This window comes from Serratia sp. BNK-23 (genome assembly GCF_047456145.1).
Classification (GTDB): Bacteria; Pseudomonadota; Gammaproteobacteria; order Enterobacterales; family Enterobacteriaceae; genus Serratia; species Serratia nematodiphila.
This window is the reverse complement of record NZ_CP179900.1, coordinates 5,099,841-5,122,121: the sequence shown is the minus strand read 5'-3', so window position 1 is coordinate 5,122,121 and position 22,281 is coordinate 5,099,841. Positions and strand designations below refer to the sequence as shown.

Annotated in this window: 17 protein-coding genes; 9 read left to right on the top strand and 8 right to left on the bottom strand. The window is 61.2% G+C overall.

What is annotated here, in order from left to right; genetic code table 11:
- Nucleotides 1-27: 27 nt before the first annotated feature.
- From argH to argC, 4 genes are all read right to left on the bottom strand, one after another.
- Entirely contained in the window at nt 28-1,401 is a 1,374-nt protein-coding gene (argH, locus tag ACMGF9_RS24310) for an argininosuccinate lyase (RefSeq protein ID WP_015379406.1), read from the bottom strand.
- Nucleotides 1,402-1,470: 69 nt separating this feature from the next.
- Nucleotides 1,471-2,691, bottom strand: coding sequence for an argininosuccinate synthase (locus ACMGF9_RS24305; RefSeq protein ID WP_004931061.1), 1,221 nt, complete (start codon nt 2,689-2,691; stop codon nt 1,471-1,473).
- A 25-nt stretch (nt 2,692-2,716) separates the two neighbouring features.
- Entirely contained in the window at nt 2,717-3,490 is a 774-nt protein-coding gene (argB, locus tag ACMGF9_RS24300; RefSeq protein ID WP_015379408.1) for an acetylglutamate kinase, read from the bottom strand.
- Nucleotides 3,491-3,510: 20 nt separating this feature from the next.
- Nucleotides 3,511-4,515, bottom strand: a complete 1,005-nt coding sequence (gene argC, locus ACMGF9_RS24295) for an N-acetyl-gamma-glutamyl-phosphate reductase (RefSeq protein ID WP_076740168.1) — start codon at nt 4,513-4,515, stop codon at nt 3,511-3,513.
- A gap of 216 nt (nt 4,516-4,731) precedes the next feature.
- On the opposite strand from argC, the gene argE reads away from it, so the two are divergent.
- Nucleotides 4,732-5,877 carry an acetylornithine deacetylase gene (argE, locus tag ACMGF9_RS24290; protein WP_015379410.1) on the top strand — a complete coding sequence of 382 codons (1,146 nt, stop codon included), beginning with the start codon at nt 4,732-4,734 and terminating at the stop codon, nt 5,875-5,877.
- 257 nt (nt 5,878-6,134) lie between these two features.
- Nucleotides 6,135-8,771, top strand: coding sequence for a phosphoenolpyruvate carboxylase (gene ppc / locus ACMGF9_RS24285; protein WP_015379411.1), 2,637 nt, complete (start codon nt 6,135-6,137; stop codon nt 8,769-8,771).
- Nucleotides 8,772-8,875: 104 nt separating this feature from the next.
- On the opposite strand, the gene metF is transcribed toward ppc, so the two are convergent.
- The 3 genes from metF to metB all read right to left on the bottom strand — a co-directional run bounded on the left by metF (nt 8,876) and on the right by metB (nt 13,599).
- Entirely contained in the window at nt 8,876-9,772 is an 897-nt protein-coding gene (gene metF / locus ACMGF9_RS24280; RefSeq protein WP_004931071.1) for a methylenetetrahydrofolate reductase, read from the bottom strand.
- A 228-nt stretch (nt 9,773-10,000) separates the two neighbouring features.
- Nucleotides 10,001-12,436 carry a bifunctional aspartate kinase/homoserine dehydrogenase II gene (locus ACMGF9_RS24275; protein WP_380692275.1) on the bottom strand — a complete coding sequence of 812 codons (2,436 nt, stop codon included), beginning with the start codon at nt 12,434-12,436 and terminating at the stop codon, nt 10,001-10,003.
- Between the two features lie 2 nt (nt 12,437-12,438).
- The gene (gene metB, locus ACMGF9_RS24270; RefSeq protein WP_015379413.1) at nt 12,439-13,599 is read right to left on the bottom strand and encodes a cystathionine gamma-synthase; all 1,161 of its coding nucleotides are present in this window, start codon (nt 13,597-13,599) and stop codon (nt 12,439-12,441) included.
- A 304-nt stretch (nt 13,600-13,903) separates the two neighbouring features.
- On the opposite strand from metB, the gene metJ reads away from it, so the two are divergent.
- Nucleotides 13,904-14,221 carry a met regulon transcriptional regulator MetJ gene (gene metJ / locus ACMGF9_RS24265; RefSeq protein ID WP_004931076.1) on the top strand — a complete coding sequence of 106 codons (318 nt, stop codon included), beginning with the start codon at nt 13,904-13,906 and terminating at the stop codon, nt 14,219-14,221.
- Nucleotides 14,222-14,298: 77 nt separating this feature from the next.
- Here metJ and rpmE read toward each other — a convergent pair whose 3' ends face one another.
- On the bottom strand, nt 14,299-14,514 hold the full coding sequence (gene rpmE, locus ACMGF9_RS24260) for a 50S ribosomal protein L31 (RefSeq protein WP_004931078.1): 216 nt from the start codon (nt 14,512-14,514) through the stop codon (nt 14,299-14,301).
- 200 nt (nt 14,515-14,714) lie between these two features.
- Between rpmE and priA the strand changes: the two genes are divergently transcribed.
- From priA to ACMGF9_RS24230, 6 genes are all read left to right on the top strand, one after another.
- Complete coding sequence (gene priA / locus ACMGF9_RS24255) at nt 14,715-16,910, top strand: primosomal protein N' (RefSeq protein WP_414160464.1); 2,196 nt, start codon at nt 14,715-14,717, stop codon at nt 16,908-16,910.
- A gap of 291 nt (nt 16,911-17,201) precedes the next feature.
- Nucleotides 17,202-18,230, top strand: coding sequence for a DNA-binding transcriptional regulator CytR (gene cytR, locus ACMGF9_RS24250; RefSeq protein ID WP_004931082.1), 1,029 nt, complete (start codon nt 17,202-17,204; stop codon nt 18,228-18,230).
- A gap of 65 nt (nt 18,231-18,295) precedes the next feature.
- Nucleotides 18,296-19,231, top strand: coding sequence for a cell division protein FtsN (gene ftsN, locus ACMGF9_RS24245; RefSeq protein ID WP_088382011.1), 936 nt, complete (start codon nt 18,296-18,298; stop codon nt 19,229-19,231).
- A gap of 102 nt (nt 19,232-19,333) precedes the next feature.
- Complete coding sequence (hslV, locus tag ACMGF9_RS24240; protein ID WP_004931085.1) at nt 19,334-19,864, top strand: ATP-dependent protease subunit HslV; 531 nt, start codon at nt 19,334-19,336, stop codon at nt 19,862-19,864.
- A gap of 12 nt (nt 19,865-19,876) precedes the next feature.
- Nucleotides 19,877-21,211 carry an HslU--HslV peptidase ATPase subunit gene (gene hslU / locus ACMGF9_RS24235; protein WP_004931086.1) on the top strand — a complete coding sequence of 445 codons (1,335 nt, stop codon included), beginning with the start codon at nt 19,877-19,879 and terminating at the stop codon, nt 21,209-21,211.
- Between the two features lie 82 nt (nt 21,212-21,293).
- Nucleotides 21,294-22,211, top strand: a complete 918-nt coding sequence (locus ACMGF9_RS24230) for a 1,4-dihydroxy-2-naphthoate polyprenyltransferase (RefSeq protein WP_015379416.1) — start codon at nt 21,294-21,296, stop codon at nt 22,209-22,211.
- The last annotated feature ends 70 nt before the right edge of the window (nt 22,212-22,281 follow it).

The following is a 22,281-nucleotide window of genomic DNA, read 5'->3' as shown; positions in this document are numbered from 1 at the left end:
GGCGGCGCCAGGCCGCCCTTGTCGTCGTCAAGCCAAACGCTGTTTCGCTGCGGCGATTGCCGCGGCGACCTGCTGCGGCGCAACGCCGCCTTTGGCCGCACGTTTGTCCAGGCAGGATTGCAACGCCAGGATCGGGTAGACATCGTCAGCGATCGTCGCGCTGAACTGCTGCAAATCCGCCAGCGGCAGCGCTTCCAGCGGTTTGCCCTGGCGAATCGCTTCTACCACTGCCTCACCGACGATATGGTGCGCTTCGCGGAACGGCACGCCCTTGGCGACCAGGTAGTCCGCCAGCTCGGTGGCGTTGGCATAGCCCTGCTCCGCCGCTTCCTGGCAGCGCGGGCGCTTCACCTGAATGCCGTCCAGCACCAGCGCCGCCATCTGCAGGCAGTCCATCCAGGTGTCGAGCGCGTCGAACAACCCTTCTTTGTCTTCCTGCATGTCTTTGTTGTACGCCAGCGGCAGGCCTTTCAGCGTCATCATCATGCCGGTCAGCGCGCCCTGTACGCGGCCGCACTTGCCGCGGATCAGCTCCAGCGCGTCCGGGTTTTTCTTCTGCGGCATCAACGAAGAGCCGGAGGTCACGCGGTCGGACAGCTCGACAAACGCCGCCTCGCCGCTGTTGAAAAAGATCAGATCTTCGGCGAAGCGCGACAGGTGCACCATGCTGATGGCGGCGTTGGACAGCAGTTCCAACACGTGATCGCGATCGGATACGCTGTCCAGGCTGTTGCGGGTCGCCGAGGCGAAGCCCAGCCAGCCGGCCAGTTGCTCGCGATCGATAGGATAAGCAGTGCCGGCCAGCGCGCCGCTGCCCAGCGGGCTGACGTCCAGCCGTTTCAGGGTGTCCTGCAGACGGCTTTCATCGCGCGCCAGCATCTCGACATAGGCCAGGCACCAGTGCGCGAAAGTCACCGGCTGCGCGCGTTGCAGGTGGGTATACCCCGGCATCACCGCATCCTGGTTGGCTTCGGCGGTCTCCACCAGCGCCTGCTGCAGCTGGACGATCGCTTGATGCAGATCGCCGATCTGCTGTTTGCACCACAGCTTCAGATCGGTCGCGACCTGATCGTTGCGGCTGCGGCCGGTGTGCAGCTTCTTGCCCAAATCGCCGACCTTCTCGATCAGCTTCTGCTCCACCCAGCTGTGGATGTCTTCGGCATCGCTTTGCACGATCGCCAAAGGATCGGCCTGGACTTCCGTCAGCAAGGCATTCAGCGCCTGCTCCAGCTGCTGTTGCTCCGTTGCCGTCAACACGTTAACGGTCACCAGCGCCTTCGACCAGGCCACCGAGCCCACGATATCTTGCTCCGCCAGGCGATAATCGAACCGCAGCGAATCGTTGAGTTGCTTGAACCGCTGATCCGCCGCCTGAGTGAACCGTCCGCCCCAAAGTGCCATACCTTTACTCCTGAATTTTTATGCGAAAGGGCGCAGCATGCTGCGCCCTTGCAGAGTCACGCCAATCGGTTATTTATTCTTTTTCTCGTTCAACGCGCGGATGCGTGAAGACAGAGAGAACAGGCGGATAAAGCCGCCCGCGTGGCTGTGATCGTAAACTTCGTCTTCACCGAAGGTGGCGAACTCTTCGGAGTACAGGCTGTTGGCGGATTTTTTCTGGGTCGCCGTCACCTGGCCTTTGTACAGCTGCAGCACCACTTCACCGTTCACCTCTTCAGCCAATGCTTCGGCAGAGGCCTGCAGCGAGCGGCGCAGCGGCGCGAACCAACGGCCGTCGTACACCACATAGGACATCTCCAGGCCCAGCTGCTCGCGCCATTTGAAGCTGTCGCGATCCAGCACCAGCTGCTCGATGGCGCGCAGCGCCGCCACCATGATGGTGCCCCCCGGGGTCTCATAGCAGCCGCGGGATTTGATGCCCACCAGACGGTTTTCCACGATGTCGATACGGCCGACGCCGTGCTTGGCGCCCAGCGCGTTCAGGGTTTCCAGGCACTGGTACGGCGACAGCGCTTTACCGTTAACCGCCACGACGCGGCCTTTCTCGACGGTAACGGTCACCTGCTCAGGCTGGTCCGGCGCTTCCTGCGGATCGACGGTCCATACCCAGCAATCCTTATTTGGCGCGTTCCACGGGCTTTCCAGCACGCCGCCTTCGGTGGAGATGTGCCAGGCGTTCTCATCGCGGCTGTAGATTTTCTCCAGCGATGCGGTGGTCGGGATATTGCGCTCTTTCAGGTAATCCAGCAGCGCTTCACGGGAACGCAGGTTCCACTCGCGCCACGGCGCTACCACTTTCAGCTGTGGCGCCAGCGCGGTGTAAGTGGTTTCGAAACGCACCTGATCGTTGCCTTTGCCGGTTGCGCCGTGGCACAGCGCGTCCGCGCCCACTTTCAACGCCAACTCGACCTGCGCCTTGGCGATGATCGGCCGCGCCATTGAGGTGCCCAGCAGGTAGCTGCCTTCGTACAGGGCGCCGGTCTGCAGCACCGGATAAACGTAATCGCGGATAAATTCTTCACGCAGATCGACCACGTGACATTCAGAGGCACCGGACTGCAGGGCTTTTTGCTCCACGCCTTCCAGATCGCTGCGCTCCTGGCCGATGTCCGCCACGAACGCCACCACTTCACAGCCGCCGTAGTTCTCTTTCAGCCATGGAATGATGGCCGAGGTATCCAGGCCGCCGGAGTACGCCAGAACGATTTTTTTGATGCCTTGGTTTTGCATGATCTATTCCTTTCTAATTCTAAAATTAAGCGAGGATCCGGGTGCCAATCGACACGCCGTTAAACAAAGCAGGAAGCTGATCGGCATGGCGCCAGCTGGCGATATCCACCGGGCGGCCGAGGGTGCGGGCGGCGTCGAGCGCCGCATTCACCTTCACCACCATACCATCGGTGATGATGCCTTGCGCGATCAGTTGTTCCGCTTTTTGCGCCGTCATTTCCGCAATGCGTTGGCCCTTGCCGTCGAGGATGCCGCTGACGTCCGACAGCAGGATCAGATCCGCCCCCAGCGTCGCCGCCAGCGCCGTCGCCGCCTGATCGGCGTTCACGTTCATTAACTGCCCTTCGGCGGTGATGCCGATGGAGCTGATAACCGGCAGGTAGCCGGCGCCCAGCAGGGTATTGAGCAGCGCGGGCGAGCCGGGCTGCGCGTTGCCGACGTGGCCCAATGCCGGATCGAGCTGGGTCACGACTGCGCTGCCGCCGTCCGCCAGGCTCAGGCCAACGGCGTTGATTTGGTGTTTAATCGCCCACGCCAGCAGCGTTTTGTTGGCGGTGCCGGCCAGCGCGCCGGTGATGATGTCGATCTGATCGGCCGGCGTGACGCGCAGGCCGTTCTTTTTCACCACCGGTAAAGCGAGCTGCTTCATCAGCTCGTCCACCACGCAGCCGCCGCCGTGCACGATCACCAGCGGACGCTGATGCTGCTGCCGGTAGCTGTCCAACGCGGTAAACAGACGCTCCAGCGCTTCTTCACTGTCTAATAACACGCCACCTAACTTGATAATTAACGGGTTCATTGCTGTTTACTCACGCTGGTTTAAAGGAGTGATTGGGTTTCCGGGAAGCCGAAACGGATATTCAGGCATTGCACCGCCTGCGCCGCCGCGCCTTTCAGCAGGTTATCTTCCGCCGCCACGGCGATCAGATGCTCGCCCTGCACCGCAAAACCGATGTCGCAGAACGGCAGCCCCACCACCGCTTTCAGCGCCGGCACGCCCTGGTCGTACAGCCGCACCAGCGGCTTGTCGTCATAGGCGGCATGATAGGCGGCCGCGACGTCCTGCGTGGTCACCCCGGCTTTCAGACGGCAGGTGATGGTTTCAAGGATGCCGCGCGGGAAATTGCCCAGGTGCGGCGTAAAGATGACCGGCACGCCAAGGTGCGCGGCGATCTCCGGCTGGTGCCGGTGAGTGAAAATACCGTACGGCTGCAGGCTCACTTCGCAGAAACTGGTGGTCATGCTGGCCTTGCGCCCGGCGCCGCTGACGCCGCTGGTGGCGTTGATCACCGGCCACTGATCCAGATTCAGCAGCTGTTTTTCGATCAACGGTTTCAGCGCCAGCTGCGCCGCCGTCGGGTAACAGCCCGGCACCGCGATCAGCTGTGCCTGTTTAATCTTGTCACTCTGCCACTCCGCCAGGCCGTACACAGCCTGCTCCAGCAGGGCGCCATGCTGATGTTCGAAACCGTAGTACTGGCTATAAAAACCGGCGTCCTGCACGCGAAAGGCGCCGGACAGATCGAACACCACGCAGCCCGCCGCCAGGAAGGCCGGTGCGATATCGTGGCTGACTTCATGGGCGGTGGCGAGGAACACCACGTCGATGCCCTGCGCCGCCTTGGCAACGTCGGTCAACGGCTGCAGCGGCAGATCGACGATGCCTTTCAACTGGGGATGGAGATCGGAAAGCAACTTTCCTGCATCTGCACTTTGCGCTGAAACCGCTAAAGCGGTTATGTTCATGTGTGGGTGGCGATTCAGGTAAGCCGTGAGCTCCGCTCCGGCGTAACCGCTGGCACCAACGATCAGCGTATTCAACATGTGGCCTTTCACCTTCTAAACTGACGTGCGGTCGCTTGCGACCCAGGTAACAGGGCTAGCCAGCGTTGTTGCGCCGTTCACCCACGGAGCCAGGCGTTGATGCTTTTATAAACATCCGGGCATCGGGTTCCCTTACGCTTCGGCTTACTGTATTTTTATTCAAAATAAATGCATGAATATTGATACTATCCTAACCAAAGGCTGTCAACAGTGAAGATGAAATTACCTCCATTTATTGAGCTGTACCGGGCGTTGATCGCCACTCCGTCAATCAGCGCCACCGATGCCGGCCTCGATCAGAGCAATGAGGCGTTAATCAACTTGCTGGCCGGATGGTTTGCCGACCTGGGCTTCCGCGTCGACGTGCAGCCGGTGCCGGAGTCGCGCCACAAATTCAACCTGCTGGCCAGCATCGGCGAAGGCAGCGGCGGCCTGCTGCTGGCCGGCCACACCGATACGGTGCCTTACGACGAAGGCCGCTGGACGCGCGATCCCTTCACCCTGACCGAGCACGACAACAAGCTCTACGGGCTGGGCACCGCCGACATGAAAGGCTTCTTCGCCTTTATTCTGGATGCGGTGCGCGATATCGACGCGAGCAAGCTGACCAAGCCGCTGTACATTTTAGCCACCGCAGATGAAGAAACGACGATGGCCGGCGCGCGTTATTTCGCCGCCTCCACCGCCATTCGGCCGGATTTCGCCATCATCGGCGAGCCGACCTCGCTGCAGCCGGTGCGCGCGCACAAGGGCCACATGGCCAATGCCATTCGCATCGTCGGCCAGTCCGGCCACTCCAGCGATCCGGCGCGCGGCGTCAACGCCATCGATCTGATGCACGAGTCCATCGGCCGCCTGATGGAGCTGCGCAAGACCCTGCAGGAGCGCTACAACAACCCGGCGTTCGCCGTGCCTTATCCCACCATGAACTTCGGCCATATCAGCGGCGGTGACGCGGCCAACCGCATCTGCGCCTGCTGCGAACTGCACCTGGATATCCGCCCGCTGCCCGGCATGACGCTCGACAACATCAACGAACTGATGCATCAGGCGCTGGAGCCGGTAAGCCAACGCTGGCCGGGCCGCCTGACCATCGAAGAGCTGCACGCGTCGGTGCCGGGCTACGAGTGCCCGACCGACCACCGCATGGTGGCGGTGATCGAGGAGCTGCTGGGCACCCGCACGCAGGTGGTCAACTACTGCACCGAAGCGCCGTTCGTGCAACAGGTATGCCCGACCCTGGTGCTCGGCCCCGGCTCCATCGATCAGGCCCACCAGCCGGACGAGTACATCGACACCGCGTTTATCGAACCGACGCGCAAACTGTTGGGTCAGCTGGTCAATCACTTTTGCCGGCAATAAACCCGACATTTAACAGGGGAAATGCTTTATGCTTCCCCTAACTCAAAATAAGTAGAAAACGGCGAAATAAGCCGTGCTGATAACCGACGCGCCGTAATTAAATTTCAGAAAATGCGCCGATTTTGATGTTTTTTTGCTAAAAATAGTGTCAATTGACGATTGGACAGGAACGCGATGTGATCAGGCAGGCGGTCTGCGCCTGACGCGTGAAATTTATTTACAAGATAAAAATCATACAGAACTGGGTCAGGGGTTATATGAACGAACAATATTCGGCAATGCGCAGTAATGTCAGTATGCTCGGCAAATTGCTCGGCGATACCATCAAAGAAGCGCTGGGTGAGCATATTCTCGATCGCGTTGAGACCATCCGTAAGCTTTCCAAATCCTCACGCGCCGGCAACGAAGCGCATCGCCAGGAGCTGCTCTCCACCCTGCAGAACCTGTCCAACGACGAGCTGCTGCCGGTGGCGCGCGCCTTCAGCCAGTTCCTCAACCTGACCAACGTCGCCGAGCAGTACCACAGCATTTCGCCCAACGGCGAGGCCGCCAGCAACCCGGAAGCGCTGGCTCAACTGTTCAGCCGTCTCAAAGACAAAAAGCTCAGCGACAAAGAGCTGCAGCACGCGGTATCGCAACTCTCCATCGAGCTGGTGCTGACGGCGCACCCGACGGAGATCACCCGTCGCACCCTGATCCACAAGCTGGTGGAGGTCAACACCTGCCTCAGCCAGCTCGATCACAACGATCTGGCCGACTACGAGCGCAACAAGATCATGCGCCGCCTGCGCCAGCTGGTGGCCCAGTCGTGGCACACCGATGAAATTCGCAAACACCGCCCTTCCCCGATCGACGAAGCCAAATGGGGCTTTGCGGTGGTGGAAAACAGCCTGTGGGAAGGCGTGCCGGCGTTCCTGCGCGAATTCAACGAACAGTTGGAAAACTCCATCGATTACAGCCTGCCGGTGGAAGCGGTGCCGGTGCGCTTCACCTCCTGGATGGGCGGCGACCGCGACGGCAACCCGAACGTGACCGCCGAAATTACCCGCCATGTGCTGCTGCTCAGCCGCTGGAAAGCCTGCGACCTGTTCACCCGCGACATCCAGGTGCTGGTCTCTGAGCTGTCGATGACCGAATGTACCCCAGAGCTGCGCGCCCGCGCCGGCGGCGATGAGGTGCAGGAACCGTACCGCGAAATCATGAAGCAGCTGCGCAGCCAGCTGATGAGTTCCCAGGCTTATCTGGAAGGCCGCCTGAAGGGCGAGCGCGTGCTGAAACCGCACGACCTGCTGGTGAACAACGAGCAGCTGTGGGAGCCGCTGTATGCCTGCTACCAGTCGCTGCAGGCCTGCGGCATGGGCATCATCGCCAATGGTCAACTGCTGGATACCCTGCGCCGCGTGCGCTGCTTCGGCGTGCCGCTGGTGCGCATCGACGTGCGTCAGGAGAGCACCCGCCATACCGAAGCCATCGCCGAGCTGACCCGCTATCTGGGGCTGGGCGACTATGAAAGCTGGTCGGAAGCCGATAAACAGGCGTTCCTGATCCGCGAACTGAACTCCAAACGCCCGCTGGTGCCGCTGAAGTGGCAACCGAGCGCCGACACGCAGGAAGTGCTGGAAACCTGCCGGGTGATCGCCGAAGCGCCGCAGGGCTCGATCGCCGCCTACGTGATTTCGATGGCGCGCACGCCTTCCGACGTGCTGGCGGTGCACCTGCTGCTGAAAGAGGCCGGCTGCCCGTTCGCTCTGCCGGTCGCCCCGCTGTTCGAAACCCTCGACGACCTGAACAACGCCGACGACGTAATGACCCAGTTGCTGAATATCGACTGGTATCGCGGCTTCATCCAGGGCAAACAGATGGTGATGATCGGCTATTCCGACTCGGCGAAAGACGCCGGCGTGATGGCCGCTTCCTGGGCGCAGTACCGCGCGCAGGACGCGCTGATCAAAACCTGTGAAAAGGCCGGCGTGGCGCTGACGCTGTTCCACGGCCGCGGCGGCTCCATCGGCCGCGGCGGCGCACCGGCGCATGCGGCGCTGCTGTCGCAGCCGCCGGGCAGCCTGAAGGGCGGCCTGCGCGTCACCGAACAGGGTGAGATGATCCGCTTCAAGTTCGGCCTGCCGGAAGTCACCATAAGCAGCCTGGCGCTGTATGCCGGCGCGATCCTCGAGGCCAACCTGCTGCCGCCGCCGGAACCGAAGAAAGAATGGCGGGCGTTGATGGACGACCTGTCCGACACCTCCTGCCGGATGTACCGCGGCTACGTGCGTGAAAACCCGGACTTCGTGCCTTACTTCCGCGCGGCCACGCCGGAGCTGGAGCTGGGCAAACTGCCGCTGGGCTCGCGCCCGGCCAAGCGCAAGCCGAACGGCGGCGTAGAGAGCCTGCGCGCCATTCCGTGGATCTTCGCCTGGACGCAGAACCGCCTGATGCTGCCGGCCTGGCTCGGCGCCGGCGCCGGATTGCAGGAAGCGGTGAAGGCCGGCAAACAGGCGGAGCTGGAGGCGATGTGTCGCGATTGGCCGTTCTTCTCCACCCGCATCGCCATGCTGGAAATGGTGTTCGCCAAAGCCGACCTGTGGCTGGCGGAATACTACGATCAGCGCCTGGTGGATAAATCGCTGTGGCCGCTGGGCCAACAGCTGCGCGATCAGCTGGAAAGCGACATCAAGGTAGTGCTGACCATCGCCAACGATGCGCACCTGATGGAAGACCTGCCGTGGATCGCCGAATCCATCGCGCTGCGCAACGTCTATACCGACCCGCTGAACGTCTTGCAGGCCGAGCTGCTGCACCGTTCGCGTCAGCAGGAGCAGCCGGACGCCCGCGTGGAGCAGGCGCTGATGGTCACCATCGCCGGCGTCGCCGCCGGGATGCGCAACACCGGCTAGTGAGCCTCATCGCGGCCCCGTTTATCGGGGTCGTTTTTTATGCCTTCCCCCACAAAAAAAGGGCGCCGCGGTAAAGCGACGCCCTTTTCAATGGAGCAAGCCCGTCAGGCGGCGGCCACCGGGCGCACGCCCAGCGTGTGGCAGATGGCGTAGCTCATCTCGGCGCGGTTCAGGGTATAGAAGTGGAAATCTTTCACCCCTTCGCGGCTGAGGATCTTCACCATGTCCATGGCGATGTTGGCGCCGACCATTTTGCGGGTCTCCGCATCGTCGTCCAGCCCTTCGAACATGCTGGTCATCCAGCTCGGCACCCGCACGTTGGTCATGGTGGCGAAGCGCTGCAGCTGCTTGAAGTTGGACACCGGCAAAATGCCCGGCACGATTTCCACGTCGATACCGGCGGCGACGCAGCGGTCGCGAAAGCGCAGGTAGCTCTCAACGTCGAAGAAGAACTGGGTAATCGCGCGACTGGCGCCGGCATCGATCTTGCGTTTCAGGTTAATCAAATCGGCCTGGGCGCTCTTCGCCTCCGGGTGCACTTCCGGGTAGGCGGCGACGGAAATGTCGAAGTCGCCCACGTCTTTCAGCAGCGCCACCAGATCGGTCGCGTACATGTCCGGCTTGCCGCCGCCCGGCGGCAGATCGCCGCGCAGCGCCACGATATGGCGGATGCCGCTGTTCCAGTAATCGGTCGCGATGTCGCGCAGCTGCGCCGGGCTGGCATCGATGCAGGTCAGGTGCGGCGCCGCCTCCAGGCCGGTGCGTTCCTTGATCCCTTTGATGATGCTGTGGGTGCGATCGCGCTCGCCGGAGTTGGCGCCGTAGGTGACGGAAACGAATTTAGGCTTGAGGATGCTCAGACGATCGATCGACTGCCACAGGGTCTCTTCCATCTCGCTGGTGCGTGGCGGGAAGAACTCGAATGATACGTTAATCTGGCCGTTCAACTCCGCCAGACTCTGATTCAGCGCTTCCCGCTGGTTTGCGTGGAAAAAACTCATACCCTGCTCACCTCTTATCGATCACTGTTTTTATTTCATCTTGATGAGCGTCTATACGTTTAGACGTCTAGATAGAAAATGCCGCATGTTGGCTAAAGAGTCAACAGGAAAATGAGGGGAATAAGATGATTAATCCTCACCCGCTCAACGAGGGAATTTCATGATCGCGACAAAGATAAGTATGGCAGGAAAAGCCAAGGGGCGCGGTGAACCCGCGCCCGCAGAGGATTAAAGCAGCTGCGCCAATCGGTTAAGGTCTGACTGGATCGCGCCGGCGGTGACGTCGCGGCCGGCGCCCGGCCCGCGGATCACCAGCGGATTATCGCGATACCAGCGGCTTTCGATGGCGAACACGTTGTCGCACGGCAGCAGCGAGGCCAGAGGATGCTCAGGGCGCACCGCCTCCACGCCGACCCGCGCCTTGCCGTTGGCGTCGAAACGCGCCACGTGGCGCAGCACCAGGCCCATTTCGCTGGCGGCCTCAAAGCGCTGCTGCATCTGCTGGTTCAGCGCCTCACCGTTCTCGAAGAACTGATCGACAGAGCCCAGCTCGCAGCCCGCCGGCACCAGCGACTCGACCCGCACCTGGTTCGGTTCGATGTCGTAGCCCGCTTCGCGCGCCAGGATCACCAGCTTGCGCATCACGTCCTGGCCGGAGAGATCGACCCGCGGATCCGGTTCGGTCAGCCCCTGCTGCCAGGCCTGATCCACCAGCTCGGTGAACGGCACCGTGCCGTCATACTGCAGGAACAGCCAGGAGAGCGTGCCGGAGAAGATGCCGCTGATCGCCAGAATGCTGTCGCCGCTGTCGCGCAGATCGCGCACCGTGTGGTTGACCGGCAGGCCGGCGCCGACGGTGGCGTTATACAGCCAGTGGCGGCCGGTTTTGGCGAAGGCGTCGCGAATTTGGCGATAGCTGTCGCTGCACGAGGCCCCCGCCAACTTGTTGGCGCTGATCACGTGGAAACCGTAGCTGGCGAAATCCAGATACTGCCCGGCCAGCTCTTCGCTGGCGGTCACGTCAAGCACCACCAGATCGTCGAACGGGTGCGCGCGCATCCACAGGAACAGCGATTCTTCATCCAGCTCCTGCGCTTCGTCCTCAAAGAATGCCAGCGCGCGGCTGGCGTCCAGCCCGTCATAGTTCAGCAGGCTGCGGCGGCTGTCCACCACCCCCGCCAGGATAAATTCGAAGCCGCTGCGCGCGGAGATATTGGTCTGCTCACGGGCGAACAGCTCCAGCCAGCGCGAGCCGATATTGCCCTTGCCGAACAGCACCAGACCGATGCGCTTCTCGGCGCGGAACAGGCTTTGGTGCAGCCCCTGGATCAGCAGCGCGGTCGGCCCCTGGCGCAATACCGCCACCAGGCTGATGCCATCTTCCGCCTGCCAGATGAACTCGACCGGCTGATCTTTCAACTGCTGATAGAAACGGTGGCTGTGCAGCGGGTTCTTGCACACCCCGGCGCCGACCATCGCCACCAGCGCCAACCCTTCACGCAGGCGCAGCTCGCCTGGCAGCGCCGCGGCCTGCAGCGTCGCCAGCGCGCTGTTGACCACCTCGGAGGTGTAACACAGCTGCACCAGGTTGCGGTCAGGGTGGATGCCCACCGCCAGCGGTTTTATCTGCGCGCGCTTGAGCACCAGATCCAACTCTTTCTGCGCCAGTTTGAAGTCATGTTGAGCGGCGACGTGCAGTTCAATCAGGCACACATCGTCGTGGCTGGTGACAATCTTGGCGCCGGTGCCGGAAGCCAATACGCGCTCGATGCGCGTCGAGCCCTGCTCCGGCTGATAGCTGCAGCGCAGCTGAAGATCGATATCGCTGCCGGAGACCGGCTGCAGGGTACGGGTGTGCAATACCGGCGCCGCCAGGCGCGCCAGCTCGCTGGCTTCGTCCAGACGCAGCAGCTGCAGCAAGCAGGCGTCTTTCACCTTGCGCGGATCGGCGCTGTATACCCCGGCCACGTCGCTCCAGATGGTGACGCGCGCAGCGCCGGCCAACGCGCCGACCTGAGTGGCGGAGTAGTCGCTGCCGTTACGCCCCAACAACACGGTTTCCCCAGCGTCGTTGCGCGAAATGAAGCCGGTCACCACCAGGCGTTTACCCGGGTGTTGGGCCATCAATTGCTGCAGCAGCGGGTAAGAACGGCCTTCATCCACCTGCGGCTGCGCGGCGCGCTCGGCGCGCAGGAAATCACGCGCATCCAGCCAGGCCGCCTGCATGTCCAGGTGGTTGAGCACCGCCGCCATCAGGCGCGCCGACCAAATCTCGCCGTGCCCGACCACTTCGGCGTAGCACACCTCGTCGACGTTGCCGTCCAGCAGCGCCGCCAGACGTTCCAGATCCTGAATGAACTCGGCGATCAGCGGCTCTGCGCTTTCCGGCGGCAGCAGGCCGCTGATAAGATCGCTGTGATAACGACGCAACGTCTGCTGCACCTGGTGCGCAGACAGGCGATCGCTCTGGCTGAGCTTCAGCCAGTTGATCAACTGGTTGGTGGTACTGCCGGCGGCCGATACCACCATCATGTCGCCCGGCTGGCTGTATTCCGCCATAATCCCGGCCACACGCAGATAACACTTCACATCCGCCAGACTGCTGCCGCCAAACTTGTGCAGTTGACGCCCGCTCACCGGCCCTGCTACAGCAATTGCATTCATGCTTACCTCGTTGCCGCCGCCTGGAAAGCGCGTTCCAGATCGGCAATCAAATCTTCACTGTCTTCAATACCCACGGAAATGCGCAGCAGGCTCTCGGAGATGCCGGCCGCTGCCCGCGCCTCCGCCGCCATGCCGGCGTGAGTCATGGTCGCTGCATGCGAGATCAGGCTTTCTACGCCGCCCAACGATTCTGCCAGAGTAAACAGCTCAAGGGCAGAGAGAAAACGGCGCAGCACCGCTTCATCGCCGTCCAGTTCAAAACTCAGCATCGCGCCGAAACCGCGCTGCTGACGACGGGCGATCTCATGCCCCGGATTCTCCGGCAGGGAGGGATGATACAGCTTTTTCACCAGCGGTTGCTGCTGTAAATAGTCAACAATCGCTTCAGCGTTTTGTTGCGCCGCCTTGATGCGCGGCGACAGCGTGCGCATGCCGCGCAGCAACAGATAACTGTCGAACGCGCCGCCGGTCACGCCAATGTTGTTCGCCCACCAGGCCAGCTCGACCGCCAGCTCGGGATCTTTGGCAATCACCGCCCCGGCCACCACGTCCGAATGCCCGTTCAGGTATTTGGTGCAAGAATGGACCACCAGATCGGCACCGAGTTCGATCGGCTGTTGCAGGGCCGGGCTGAGGAAGGTGTTGTCCACCACCGTCAACGCGCCCGCCGCATGCGCGGCAGCGCAGATCGCCGCGATGTCCACCACCCGCAGCAGCGGATTGCTGGGGCTTTCTATCAGCACCAGCTTCGGCTTCTGCGCCAGCGCCTGCTGCAGGGCTTCTTCATTACCCTGATCGACGAACAGCACGCGATAGGCGCCGCGCTTGCTCAGGCTGTCGAACAGCCGATAGCTGCCGCCGTAGCAGTCGTGCGGCGCCACCAGCAGATCGCCGGGCTTCAACAACACGGTGGTCACCAGATGGATCGCCGACATCCCGCTGCCGGTCATCACCGCGCCGGCGCCGCCTTCCAGCTCCGCCAACGCGCGCTGCACTACGTCGCGCGTCGGGTTGCCGCGTCGCGAGTAGTCATGGGCTCGGGGTTGGTTGAAGTCGGTAAAGTTATAGGTGCTGGACAAATGAATCGGCGGGACAACGCAGCCGTACTGTTCGTCGTCGTTCAGGCCGCTGCGTACGGCAATCGTGGCTGGTTTACGCGTCATGGGCTCGCTCGGCTCTCGGTTCGGTGGATGAGGCCTAAAGAGTAATCGCAGGATTGATAGACGTCAATACATCTGGACATCTAAACTTCTTTGCGTATAGATTGAGCAATGACACAATACCCGCTAAAATTATGCCGATATGACATGACGATAAGATGTTAAGCGGCAATGCCTGGCCGAAGCGGGGCATTCAGTGACCCTGGTCGCGTAAAATTGACATTTATTTAGTGAGAACAGTGAAGATCGGGCATAATTGGCCGGTTTTTAGAATTTTGTAATTTTTCTGACAAAGTTAAGGTGTCCCATGGCTGAGTGGAACGGCGAGTATGTCAGCCCTTACGCTGAACACGGTAAAAAAAGCGAGCAAGTCAAAAAGATCACGGTATCCATTCCGCTGAAGGTCCTGAAAATCCTTACCGACGAACGGACCCGTCGCCAGGTGAACAACCTGCGCCACGCCACCAACAGCGAACTGCTGTGCGAAGCGTTTCTGCATGCCTTTACCGGCCAGCCGCTGCCGAACGATGAAGACCTGCGCAAAGAGCGCAGCGATGAAATCCCGGAAGCCGCAAAAGCGTTGATGCGCGAACTGGGTGTCGATCCCGATACCTGGGAATATTGAGAACCGCCCGGCGAACGCCGGCGGCAGAAAAGAAAAAAGGCGCCCAGGGCGCCTTTTTCATCGGTCGATAAGAAATCTTATTTCTTAGCGCCTGGTACGCTGAAACGCTTGTTGAAGCGGTCAACGCGGCCACCGGTAGCAACGTCACGCTGCTTGCCAGTGTAGAACGGGTGGCATGCGCCACAAACGTCCAGGTTCAGATCGTGGCCCACGGTGGAGCGGATCTTCATCACGTTACCGCAAGAGCAGTTAGCAGTAACTTCTTCGTATTTTGGGTGGATACCTTGTTTCATGGGAAACCTCAGTTAAGGCCGTGTCGCTATCCAGCCCTGTTTCGCCAGACACCACACGTGGTTGATAATAGAATTTTGGTATCGAATTATACCAAAGGCGGCAAATTATACAGCATTAGCCGGGGCGCGCAATCGGAACCGTACATTTGCCGATGCGCCGTGTAAACTGATGCCCACTTTTTTTCAATTTGGATGAGATCATGCCCGTCGTACACGTTGCTTTGCCGGTCCCCCTCGCCCGCACCTTCGACTATCTGCTGCCGCCCGGCATGCAGCCGGTGGCCGGCGCGCGCGTGGGCGTGCCCTGGGGCAGGCAGCATGCAATCGGCATCGTCACCGGCTGCAGCGACACCAGCGAACTGCCGCTGGACAAGCTCAAACCGATCGACAGCGTGATCGACACCGAGTCGCTGTTCTCTCCCAGCCTGTGGCGCATCCTGCGCTGGGCCAGCGATTACTATCACTATCCCATCGGTGAAGTGCTGTTCCATGCGCTGCCGATCCTGCTGCGCCAAGGCAAACCGGCCGAGGCCGCGCTGCTGTGGCAGTGGTTCGCCACCGAAGAGGGGCGCGCCACGCCGCCCGAAAGCCTGAAACGCGCGCCGAAACAGCAGCAGGCGCTGGCGGCGCTGTTGCAACGCCCGGTCTATCGCCATCAAGTCAGCCAGCTTGAGCTGACGGAAAGCGCTCTACAGGCGCTGCGCGCCAAAGGGCTGATCGACCTGCGTGCTCAGGTCGCGGCCACGCAGGACTGGCGCCCCAATTTCGCGGTGCTTGGCGAGCGGCTGCGGCTGAATACCGAACAGGCCACCGCCGTCGGGGCGATCAGAAGCGAGGATGAGCAGTTCGCCGCCTGGCTGCTGGCCGGGGTCACCGGCTCCGGCAAGACCGAGGTGTATCTCAGCGTGCTGGAGAACGTGTTGGCCAAAGGCCGGCAGGCGCTGGTGCTGGTGCCGGAAATCGGCCTGACGCCACAAACCATCGCCCGCTTTCGCGAGCGCTTCAACGCGCCGGTGGACGTGCTGCACTCCGGACTGAACGACAGCGAACGGCTGGCGGTTTGGCTGCGCGCGCGCAGCGGCGAAGCCGCGATCGTCATCGGCACCCGCTCGGCGCTGTTCACGCCGTTCCGGCAACTGGGCGTAATCATCATCGACGAAGAGCACGACAGCTCTTATAAACAGCAGGAAGGCTGGCGCTACCATGCCCGCGATCTGGCGGTGTTTCGCGCCCGGGAAGAGGACATCCCGATGGTGATGGGCTCCGCCACGCCGGCACTGGAAACGCTGCACAACGTGCAGCTGGGCAAATATCGCCAGTTAAAGCTCACCCAGCGCGCGGGCAACGCCAAACCGGCGGCGCAGCATCTGATCGATCTGAAAGGTTTGCCGCTGAAGGTCGGCCTGTCGCAGCCGCTGTTGAAGAGCATGCAGCACCATTTAAAAGCCGGCAATCAGGTGATGCTGTTCCTCAACCGCCGCGGCTATGCCCCGGCGCTGTTGTGCCACGAATGCGGCTGGATCGCCGAGTGCCAGCGCTGCGATCACTATTACACCTTCCACCAGCATCAGCGCCAGCTGCGCTGCCACCACTGCGACAGCCAGCGGCCGGTGCCGCACCAATGCCCGCAGTGCGGCTCCACCCACCTGGTATCAGTCGGCGTCGGCACCGAGCAGCTGGAGCAGGAGCTGGCGCCGCTGTTCCCCGACACGCCGATCACCCGCATCGATCGCGACACCACCAGCCGTAAAGGGGCGCTGGAGCAGCACCTGGCGGATATTCATCGCGGCGAAGCGCGCATTCTGATCGGCACGCAGATGCTGGCCAAGGGCCACCATTTTCCCGACGTCACGCTGGTGGCGTTGCTGGACGTGGACGGCGCGTTGTTCTCCGCCGACTTCCGCTCCGCCGAGCGTTTCGCTCAGCTCTATACCCAGGTCTCCGGGCGCGCGGGCCGAGCGGGCAAACAGGGTGAAGTGCTGCTGCAAACCCACCACCCGGAGCACCCGTTATTGCAGGTGCTGCTGCAACAAGGTTACGACGCCTTCGCCAAACAGACGCTGGCGGAGCGCAGCAGCGTGTTTCTGCCGCCCTACACCAGCCACATCATCGTGCGCGCCGAAGATCACGATAACCAACAGGCCCCGCTGTTCCTGCAGCAGCTGCGCAACCTGCTGGAAGCCAGCCCGCTGAAGGACGACTCGCTGTGGGTGATGGGCCCGGTGCCGGCGCTGCAATCCAAACGCGGCGGCCGTTTCCGCTGGCAGCTGCTGCTGCAGCACCCGACGCGGCGCGTCCTGCAACAGCTGATGAAAAGCTCGCTGCCGCTGATCGGCACCCTGCCGCAAACGCGCAAGGTGAAATGGACGCTGGATGTCGATCCGATCGACAGCTGATCCCGGAAAAGTCCGATTTAGCTGCCGCAGTGCAAACGTTTACCCTTGAAATTGCGAGCGAACGCTAAAAAACCTTCTCAGGTCACATTTTTTATGCAAATTAGGTAACAAAGGCGGGGCGTATTCTGTTTAGAATGTCTGCGAGGGCAAATTTTGTCGCCACATCGCAGCGCGACGGAGTGCCCGAACGCGAGTGGCGCTCAATGACAACAATCTCGCCACCGCATGCCGGACATTGTGAGCAAACAGCAGTAGTGGCGTCGGCATGGGGCTGACGCAAGGAGAAAGGCGTTGGAACACAAGAAAGAGTTATCCATGGCGACCATGAAAGACGTCGCCGAAATGGCGGGCGTTTCAACGGCTACCGTATCGCGTGCGCTGATGAACCCGGAAAAGGTGTCAACGCCAACGCGCCAGAAAGTGGAACAGGCCGTGCTGGCCGTGGGTTATTCTCCTCATGCTCTGTCACGCAATATCAAACGCAACGAATCCCGCACCATCCTGGTGATCGTGCCCGACATCTGCGATCCGTTTTTCGCCGATGTGATCCAGGGGATCGAACAGACCGCGGCCCAACAAGGTTATCTGGTGCTGATCGGCGACTGCGCGCAGCAGAACCAGCAAGAGCGCACCTTCGTCAATCTGATCATCACCAAACAGATCGACGGTATGCTGCTGCTGGGCTCCAACCTGCCGTTTGACGCCAGCAAGGAAGAGCAGCGCAACCTGCCGCCGATGGTGATGGCCAACGAGTTTGCCCCTGAGCTGGAACTGCCGACGGTGCACATCGATAACCTGACCGCCGCCTTTGAAGCCGTGCATTATTTGCATCAATTGGGCCACCGGCAGATCGCCTGCGTCGCCGGGCCGGAACAGATGCCGCTGAGCCATTATCGGCTGCAGGGTTACGTTCAAGCGCTACGTCGTAATGGCATTACCGTCGAAAGCAGCTATATTACCCGGGGTGATTTTACCTACGAAGCCGGCGCGCAAGCGCTGACGGCGCTGATGGCTCAGCCGAAACCGCCGACGGCGGTGTTCTGCCACAGCGACGTCATGGCGATCGGCGTGCTGTCCCAGGCGAAGAAAATGGGGCTGCGGGTACCGCAGGATCTGTCGATCGTCGGCTTTGACGACCTCAAGCTGGCGCAGTATTGCGATCCGCCGCTGACCACGGTGGCGCAGCCGCGCTTCCAGATCGGCCAGCAGGCGATGTTGCTGCTGCTGGAGCAGTTGAACGGCCAGACGGTGGCCAGCGGCTCCCGGCTATTGGACAGTGAATTGATTATCAGAGGCAGCACCGCTGCTCCGAAACGCTAGTCAAATATTTTAGGGTTCAGTAACATGACGGACTTATCCTCTCATCAGGACACAGCGGAATAATAGTGGCACAAAAAGACTATGTAAGCCGTGGGCGCGCAGCAGGAGCTAAGCGCAAAACCCCCAGCCGTAAAAAACGCAGTTCTCCGAAGGTTTCCAAAACCGTGCTGGCGTTAGCCGTCGCGTTGCTGGTTGTCTTTGTCGGTGGCCTCTATTTCATTACGCACAACAAGCCGGAAGACGCGCCATTGTTGCCTGCACACACCACTCGCCCAGGCAACGGCCTGCCGCCGAAGCCGGAAGAGCGCTGGCGCTATATCAAAGAGCTGGAAAACCGACAGATCGGCGTGCAAACCCCGACCGAACCGACTGCCGGCGGCGAGCTCAATTCCAAAACTCAGCTGACCGCCGAACAGCGGCAGTTGCTGGAACAAATGCAGGCCGACATGCAGCAGCGTCCGACGCAGCTGAATGAAGTGCCGTATAACGATCCGGGCCAGGCCAACGCGCGCAGCAACCGCCAGCAGCAGCAGATGCAACAACCGCAAATGCAGCAGCAGCCGGTACAGCAACAGCAGCAGGTCACTCAGCCGCCGCGCAACCCGTTCAACAACGGGGCCACCACCGCGCCGGTGCAGCAGCACCAGCAGCCGAAGCCGGCCACCCAGCAACCGGTGCAGGTGAAACAGCCTGAGCCGAAGCCGCAACCGAAGCCGGAGCCCAAACCGGAAGTGAAACAGGAAACGGCCAAGCAGGACACCAAACCGGAATCGAAACAGAAGTGGATGGTGCAATGCGGTTCGTTCCGCGCCACCGATCAGGCTGAATCCGTGCGTGCGCGCCTGGCGTTCGAGGGCATCGAGAGCCGCATCACCGCCGGCGGCGGCTGGAATCGCGTAGTGCTCGGCCCCTACAGCAGCCGCGCCGCAGCGGACAAAACCCTTTCGCGCCTGAAGGGCGTCGGCATGTCGAGTTGCATTCCCCTCTCCGTTGGGGGTTGAAAAGCGTCAATCCCCCCCCATCTATACTCTCAATATGCCTCGTAGCGTCTGCGAAAGCAGGCGCTGCGGGGACTTCTTTCCGTCTTTAACGAGGGTCTGCTCGTGACAACAATTGTAAGCGTACGCCGCAACGGCCAGGTCGTCATCGGTGGTGATGGCCAGGCAACCCTGGGTAATACGGTGATGAAGGGTAACGTCAAGAAAGTGCGTCGCCTGTATAACGACAAAGTGATCGCCGGTTTCGCCGGTGGCACCGCTGACGCCTTCACGCTGTTTGAACTGTTTGAACGCAAACTGGAAATGCATCAGGGCCACCTGGTGAAAGCCGCCGTCGAGCTGGCGAAAGACTGGCGCACCGACCGCATGCTGCGCAAGCTCGAAGCGCTGCTGGCGGTCGCCGATGAAACCGCCTCGCTGATCATCACCGGCAACGGCGATGTGGTGCAGCCGGAAAACGATCTGATCGCCATCGGCTCCGGCGGCCCGTACGCCCAGGCCGCCGCCCGCGCCATGTTGGAAAATACCGAACTGAGCGCCCGCGACATCGTTGAGAAATCTCTCAACATCGCCGGCGACATCTGTATTTACACCAACCATTTCCACACCATTGAAGAATTGCCTTCCAAAGCGTAAGGATCGAATACCATGTCTGAAATGACCCCGCGCGAGATCGTCAGCGAACTGGACAGCTATATCATTGGCCAAAACAAGGCCAAACGCGCTGTCGCCATTGCCCTGCGCAACCGCTGGCGCCGGATGCAGCTCAACGAGATGCTGCGTCACGAAGTGACCCCGAAAAACATTCTGATGATCGGCCCGACCGGCGTCGGTAAAACCGAAATCGCCCGCCGTCTGGCGAAGCTGGCCAACGCGCCGTTCATCAAGGTTGAAGCCACCAAGTTCACCGAAGTGGGCTATGTGGGCAAAGAAGTGGACTCCATCATCCGCGATCTGACCGATGCCGCCATCAAAATGGTGCGCATGCAGTCGATCGAGAAAAACCGCACCCGCGCCGAAGAGTTGGCCGAAGAGCGCATTCTCGACGTGCTGATCCCGCCGGCCAAAAACAACTGGGGCCAGCCGGAAGAAAATCAGGAACCGTCCGCCGCCCGCCAGGCATTCCGCAAGAAACTGCGCGAAGGCCAGCTGGATGACAAAGAGATCGAAATCGATCTGGCCGCCGCGCCGATGGGCGTGGAAATCATGGCGCCTCCGGGCATGGAAGAGATGACCAACCAGCTGCAGTCGATGTTCCAGAACCTCGGCGGCCAGAAGCAAAAACCGCGCAAGCTGAAGATCAAAGAAGCCTTCAAGCTGCTGGTGGAAGAAGAAGCCGCCAAGCTGGTGAATCCGGAAGAGCTGAAAGAGCAGGCGATCGAAGCGGTTGAGCAGCACGGCATCGTGTTTATCGATGAGATCGACAAAATCTGTAAGCGCGGCGGCCAAAGCTCCGGCCCGGATGTCTCGCGCGAAGGCGTGCAGCGCGATCTGCTGCCGCTGGTGGAAGGCTGCACCGTGTCCACCAAGCACGGCATGGTGAAGACCGACCACATCCTGTTCATCGCTTCCGGCGCGTTCCAGACCGCCAATCCGTCGGATCTGATCCCGGAACTGCAGGGCCGTCTGCCGATCCGCGTTGAGCTGCAGGCGCTGACCACCGAAGACTTCGAGCGCATCCTGACCGAGCCGAGCGCGTCGCTGACCGAACAGTACAAAGCGCTGATGGGCACCGAAGGCGTCAACATCGAGTTCACCGCCGACGGCATCCGCCGCATCGCCGAAGCCGCGTGGCAGGTCAACGAAAGCACCGAGAACATCGGCGCGCGTCGTCTGCACACCGTGCTGGAGCGTCTGATGGAAGATATTTCCTACGATGCGAGTGAAATTAATGGCCAATCCATTACAATTGATGCGGATTACGTGCGCAGTCATCTGGATGAACTGGTGGCGGATGAAGATTTGAGTCGTTTTATCCTATAATCGCTCAATCATTGTCTTGTCAGTCATCTGTGTGGGAGGCATTGCCTCCCACAATTATTTCTAACGGACACAGAAGCGAAACATGAGCTCATCAACCTCCACCACCCCGATTTCCGCCTGGCTGGAAAGTCTACGCCCCCGCACCCTGCCGCTGGCCTTTGCCTCCATCGTGGTCGGCTCGGCAATCGCCGCCTGGCACGGTAGCCTGAAACCGGAAGTAGCGCTCCTGGCGCTGTTGACCGCCGGCCTGCTGCAGATCCTCTCCAACCTGGCGAACGACTACGGCGATGCGGTCAAAGGCAGCGACAAAGAAGATCGCATCGGGCCATTGCGCGGCATGCAGAAAGGCATGATCACCCAGGCGCAGATGAAACGGGCGCTGGTGGTGACGGTGGTGCTGATCGCCCTCGCCGGCTGTTCGCTGATCGCCGTCGCCTGTGAGCAACCCAGCGACGTGGTGGGTTTCCTGGTGCTGGGCGGGCTGTCCATCGTGGCGGCCATCACCTACACCGTCGGCAACAAGCCCTACGGATATTTGGGGCTGGGCGATATCTCGGTGCTGGTGTTCTTCGGCTGGCTGAGCGTGGCCGGCACCTACTATCTGCAGACGCACACCTTCGACAGCGTCGTGATGCTGCCGGCCACCGCCTGCGGCCTGCTGGCGACGGCGGTGCTCAACATCAACAATCTGCGCGATATCGAAAGCGATCGCGAAAACGGCAAGAATACGCTGGCAGTGCGTCTCGGCCCGCACAAGGCGCGCATTTACCACGCCCTGCTGCTCGGCGGCGCGGTGCTGTGTTTCGCGCTGTTCACGCTGTTCAACCTCCACAGCCCGTGGGGTTGGCTGTTCGTGCTGGCGATCCCGCTGCTGGTGCGCCACGGCCTGCGCGTGCTGCGCGATCCGACGCCGGTCGGCATGCGGCCGATGCTGGAGCATATGGTCAAGGCGGCGTTGCTGGCCAACCTGCTGTTCGCCATCGGCGTGGCGCTCAGTTAAAAACTGATGATTTTGCCAACAGGGCGAATAAAGGGATATACTGAACATTCCAGCGGCAAACAGACGTAAA

Excerpts from the sequence above, each read along its gene's own strand:
- argH (WP_015379406.1), bottom strand. The coding sequence starts at position 1,401 with ATGGCACTTTGGGGCGGACGGTTCACTCAGGCGGCGGATCAGCGGTTC.
- ACMGF9_RS24305 (WP_004931061.1), bottom strand. The coding sequence starts at position 2,691 with ATGCAAAACCAAGGCATCAAAAAAATCGTTCTGGCGTACTCCGGCGGC.
- argB (WP_015379408.1), bottom strand. The coding sequence starts at position 3,490 with ATGAACCCGTTAATTATCAAGTTAGGTGGCGTGTTATTAGACAGTGAA.
- argC (WP_076740168.1), bottom strand. The coding sequence starts at position 4,515 with ATGTTGAATACGCTGATCGTTGGTGCCAGCGGTTACGCCGGAGCGGAG.
- argE (WP_015379410.1), top strand. The coding sequence starts at position 4,732 with ATGAAATTACCTCCATTTATTGAGCTGTACCGGGCGTTGATCGCCACT.
- ppc (WP_015379411.1), top strand. The coding sequence starts at position 6,135 with ATGAACGAACAATATTCGGCAATGCGCAGTAATGTCAGTATGCTCGGC.
- metF (WP_004931071.1), bottom strand. The coding sequence starts at position 9,772 with ATGAGTTTTTTCCACGCAAACCAGCGGGAAGCGCTGAATCAGAGTCTG.
- ACMGF9_RS24275 (WP_380692275.1), bottom strand. The coding sequence starts at position 12,436 with ATGAATGCAATTGCTGTAGCAGGGCCGGTGAGCGGGCGTCAACTGCAC.
- metB (WP_015379413.1), bottom strand. The coding sequence starts at position 13,599 with ATGACGCGTAAACCAGCCACGATTGCCGTACGCAGCGGCCTGAACGAC.
- metJ (WP_004931076.1), top strand. The coding sequence starts at position 13,904 with ATGGCTGAGTGGAACGGCGAGTATGTCAGCCCTTACGCTGAACACGGT.
- rpmE (WP_004931078.1), bottom strand. The coding sequence starts at position 14,514 with ATGAAACAAGGTATCCACCCAAAATACGAAGAAGTTACTGCTAACTGC.
- priA (WP_414160464.1), top strand. The coding sequence starts at position 14,715 with ATGCCCGTCGTACACGTTGCTTTGCCGGTCCCCCTCGCCCGCACCTTC.
- hslU (WP_004931086.1), top strand. The coding sequence starts at position 19,877 with ATGTCTGAAATGACCCCGCGCGAGATCGTCAGCGAACTGGACAGCTAT.
- ACMGF9_RS24230 (WP_015379416.1), top strand. The coding sequence starts at position 21,294 with ATGAGCTCATCAACCTCCACCACCCCGATTTCCGCCTGGCTGGAAAGT.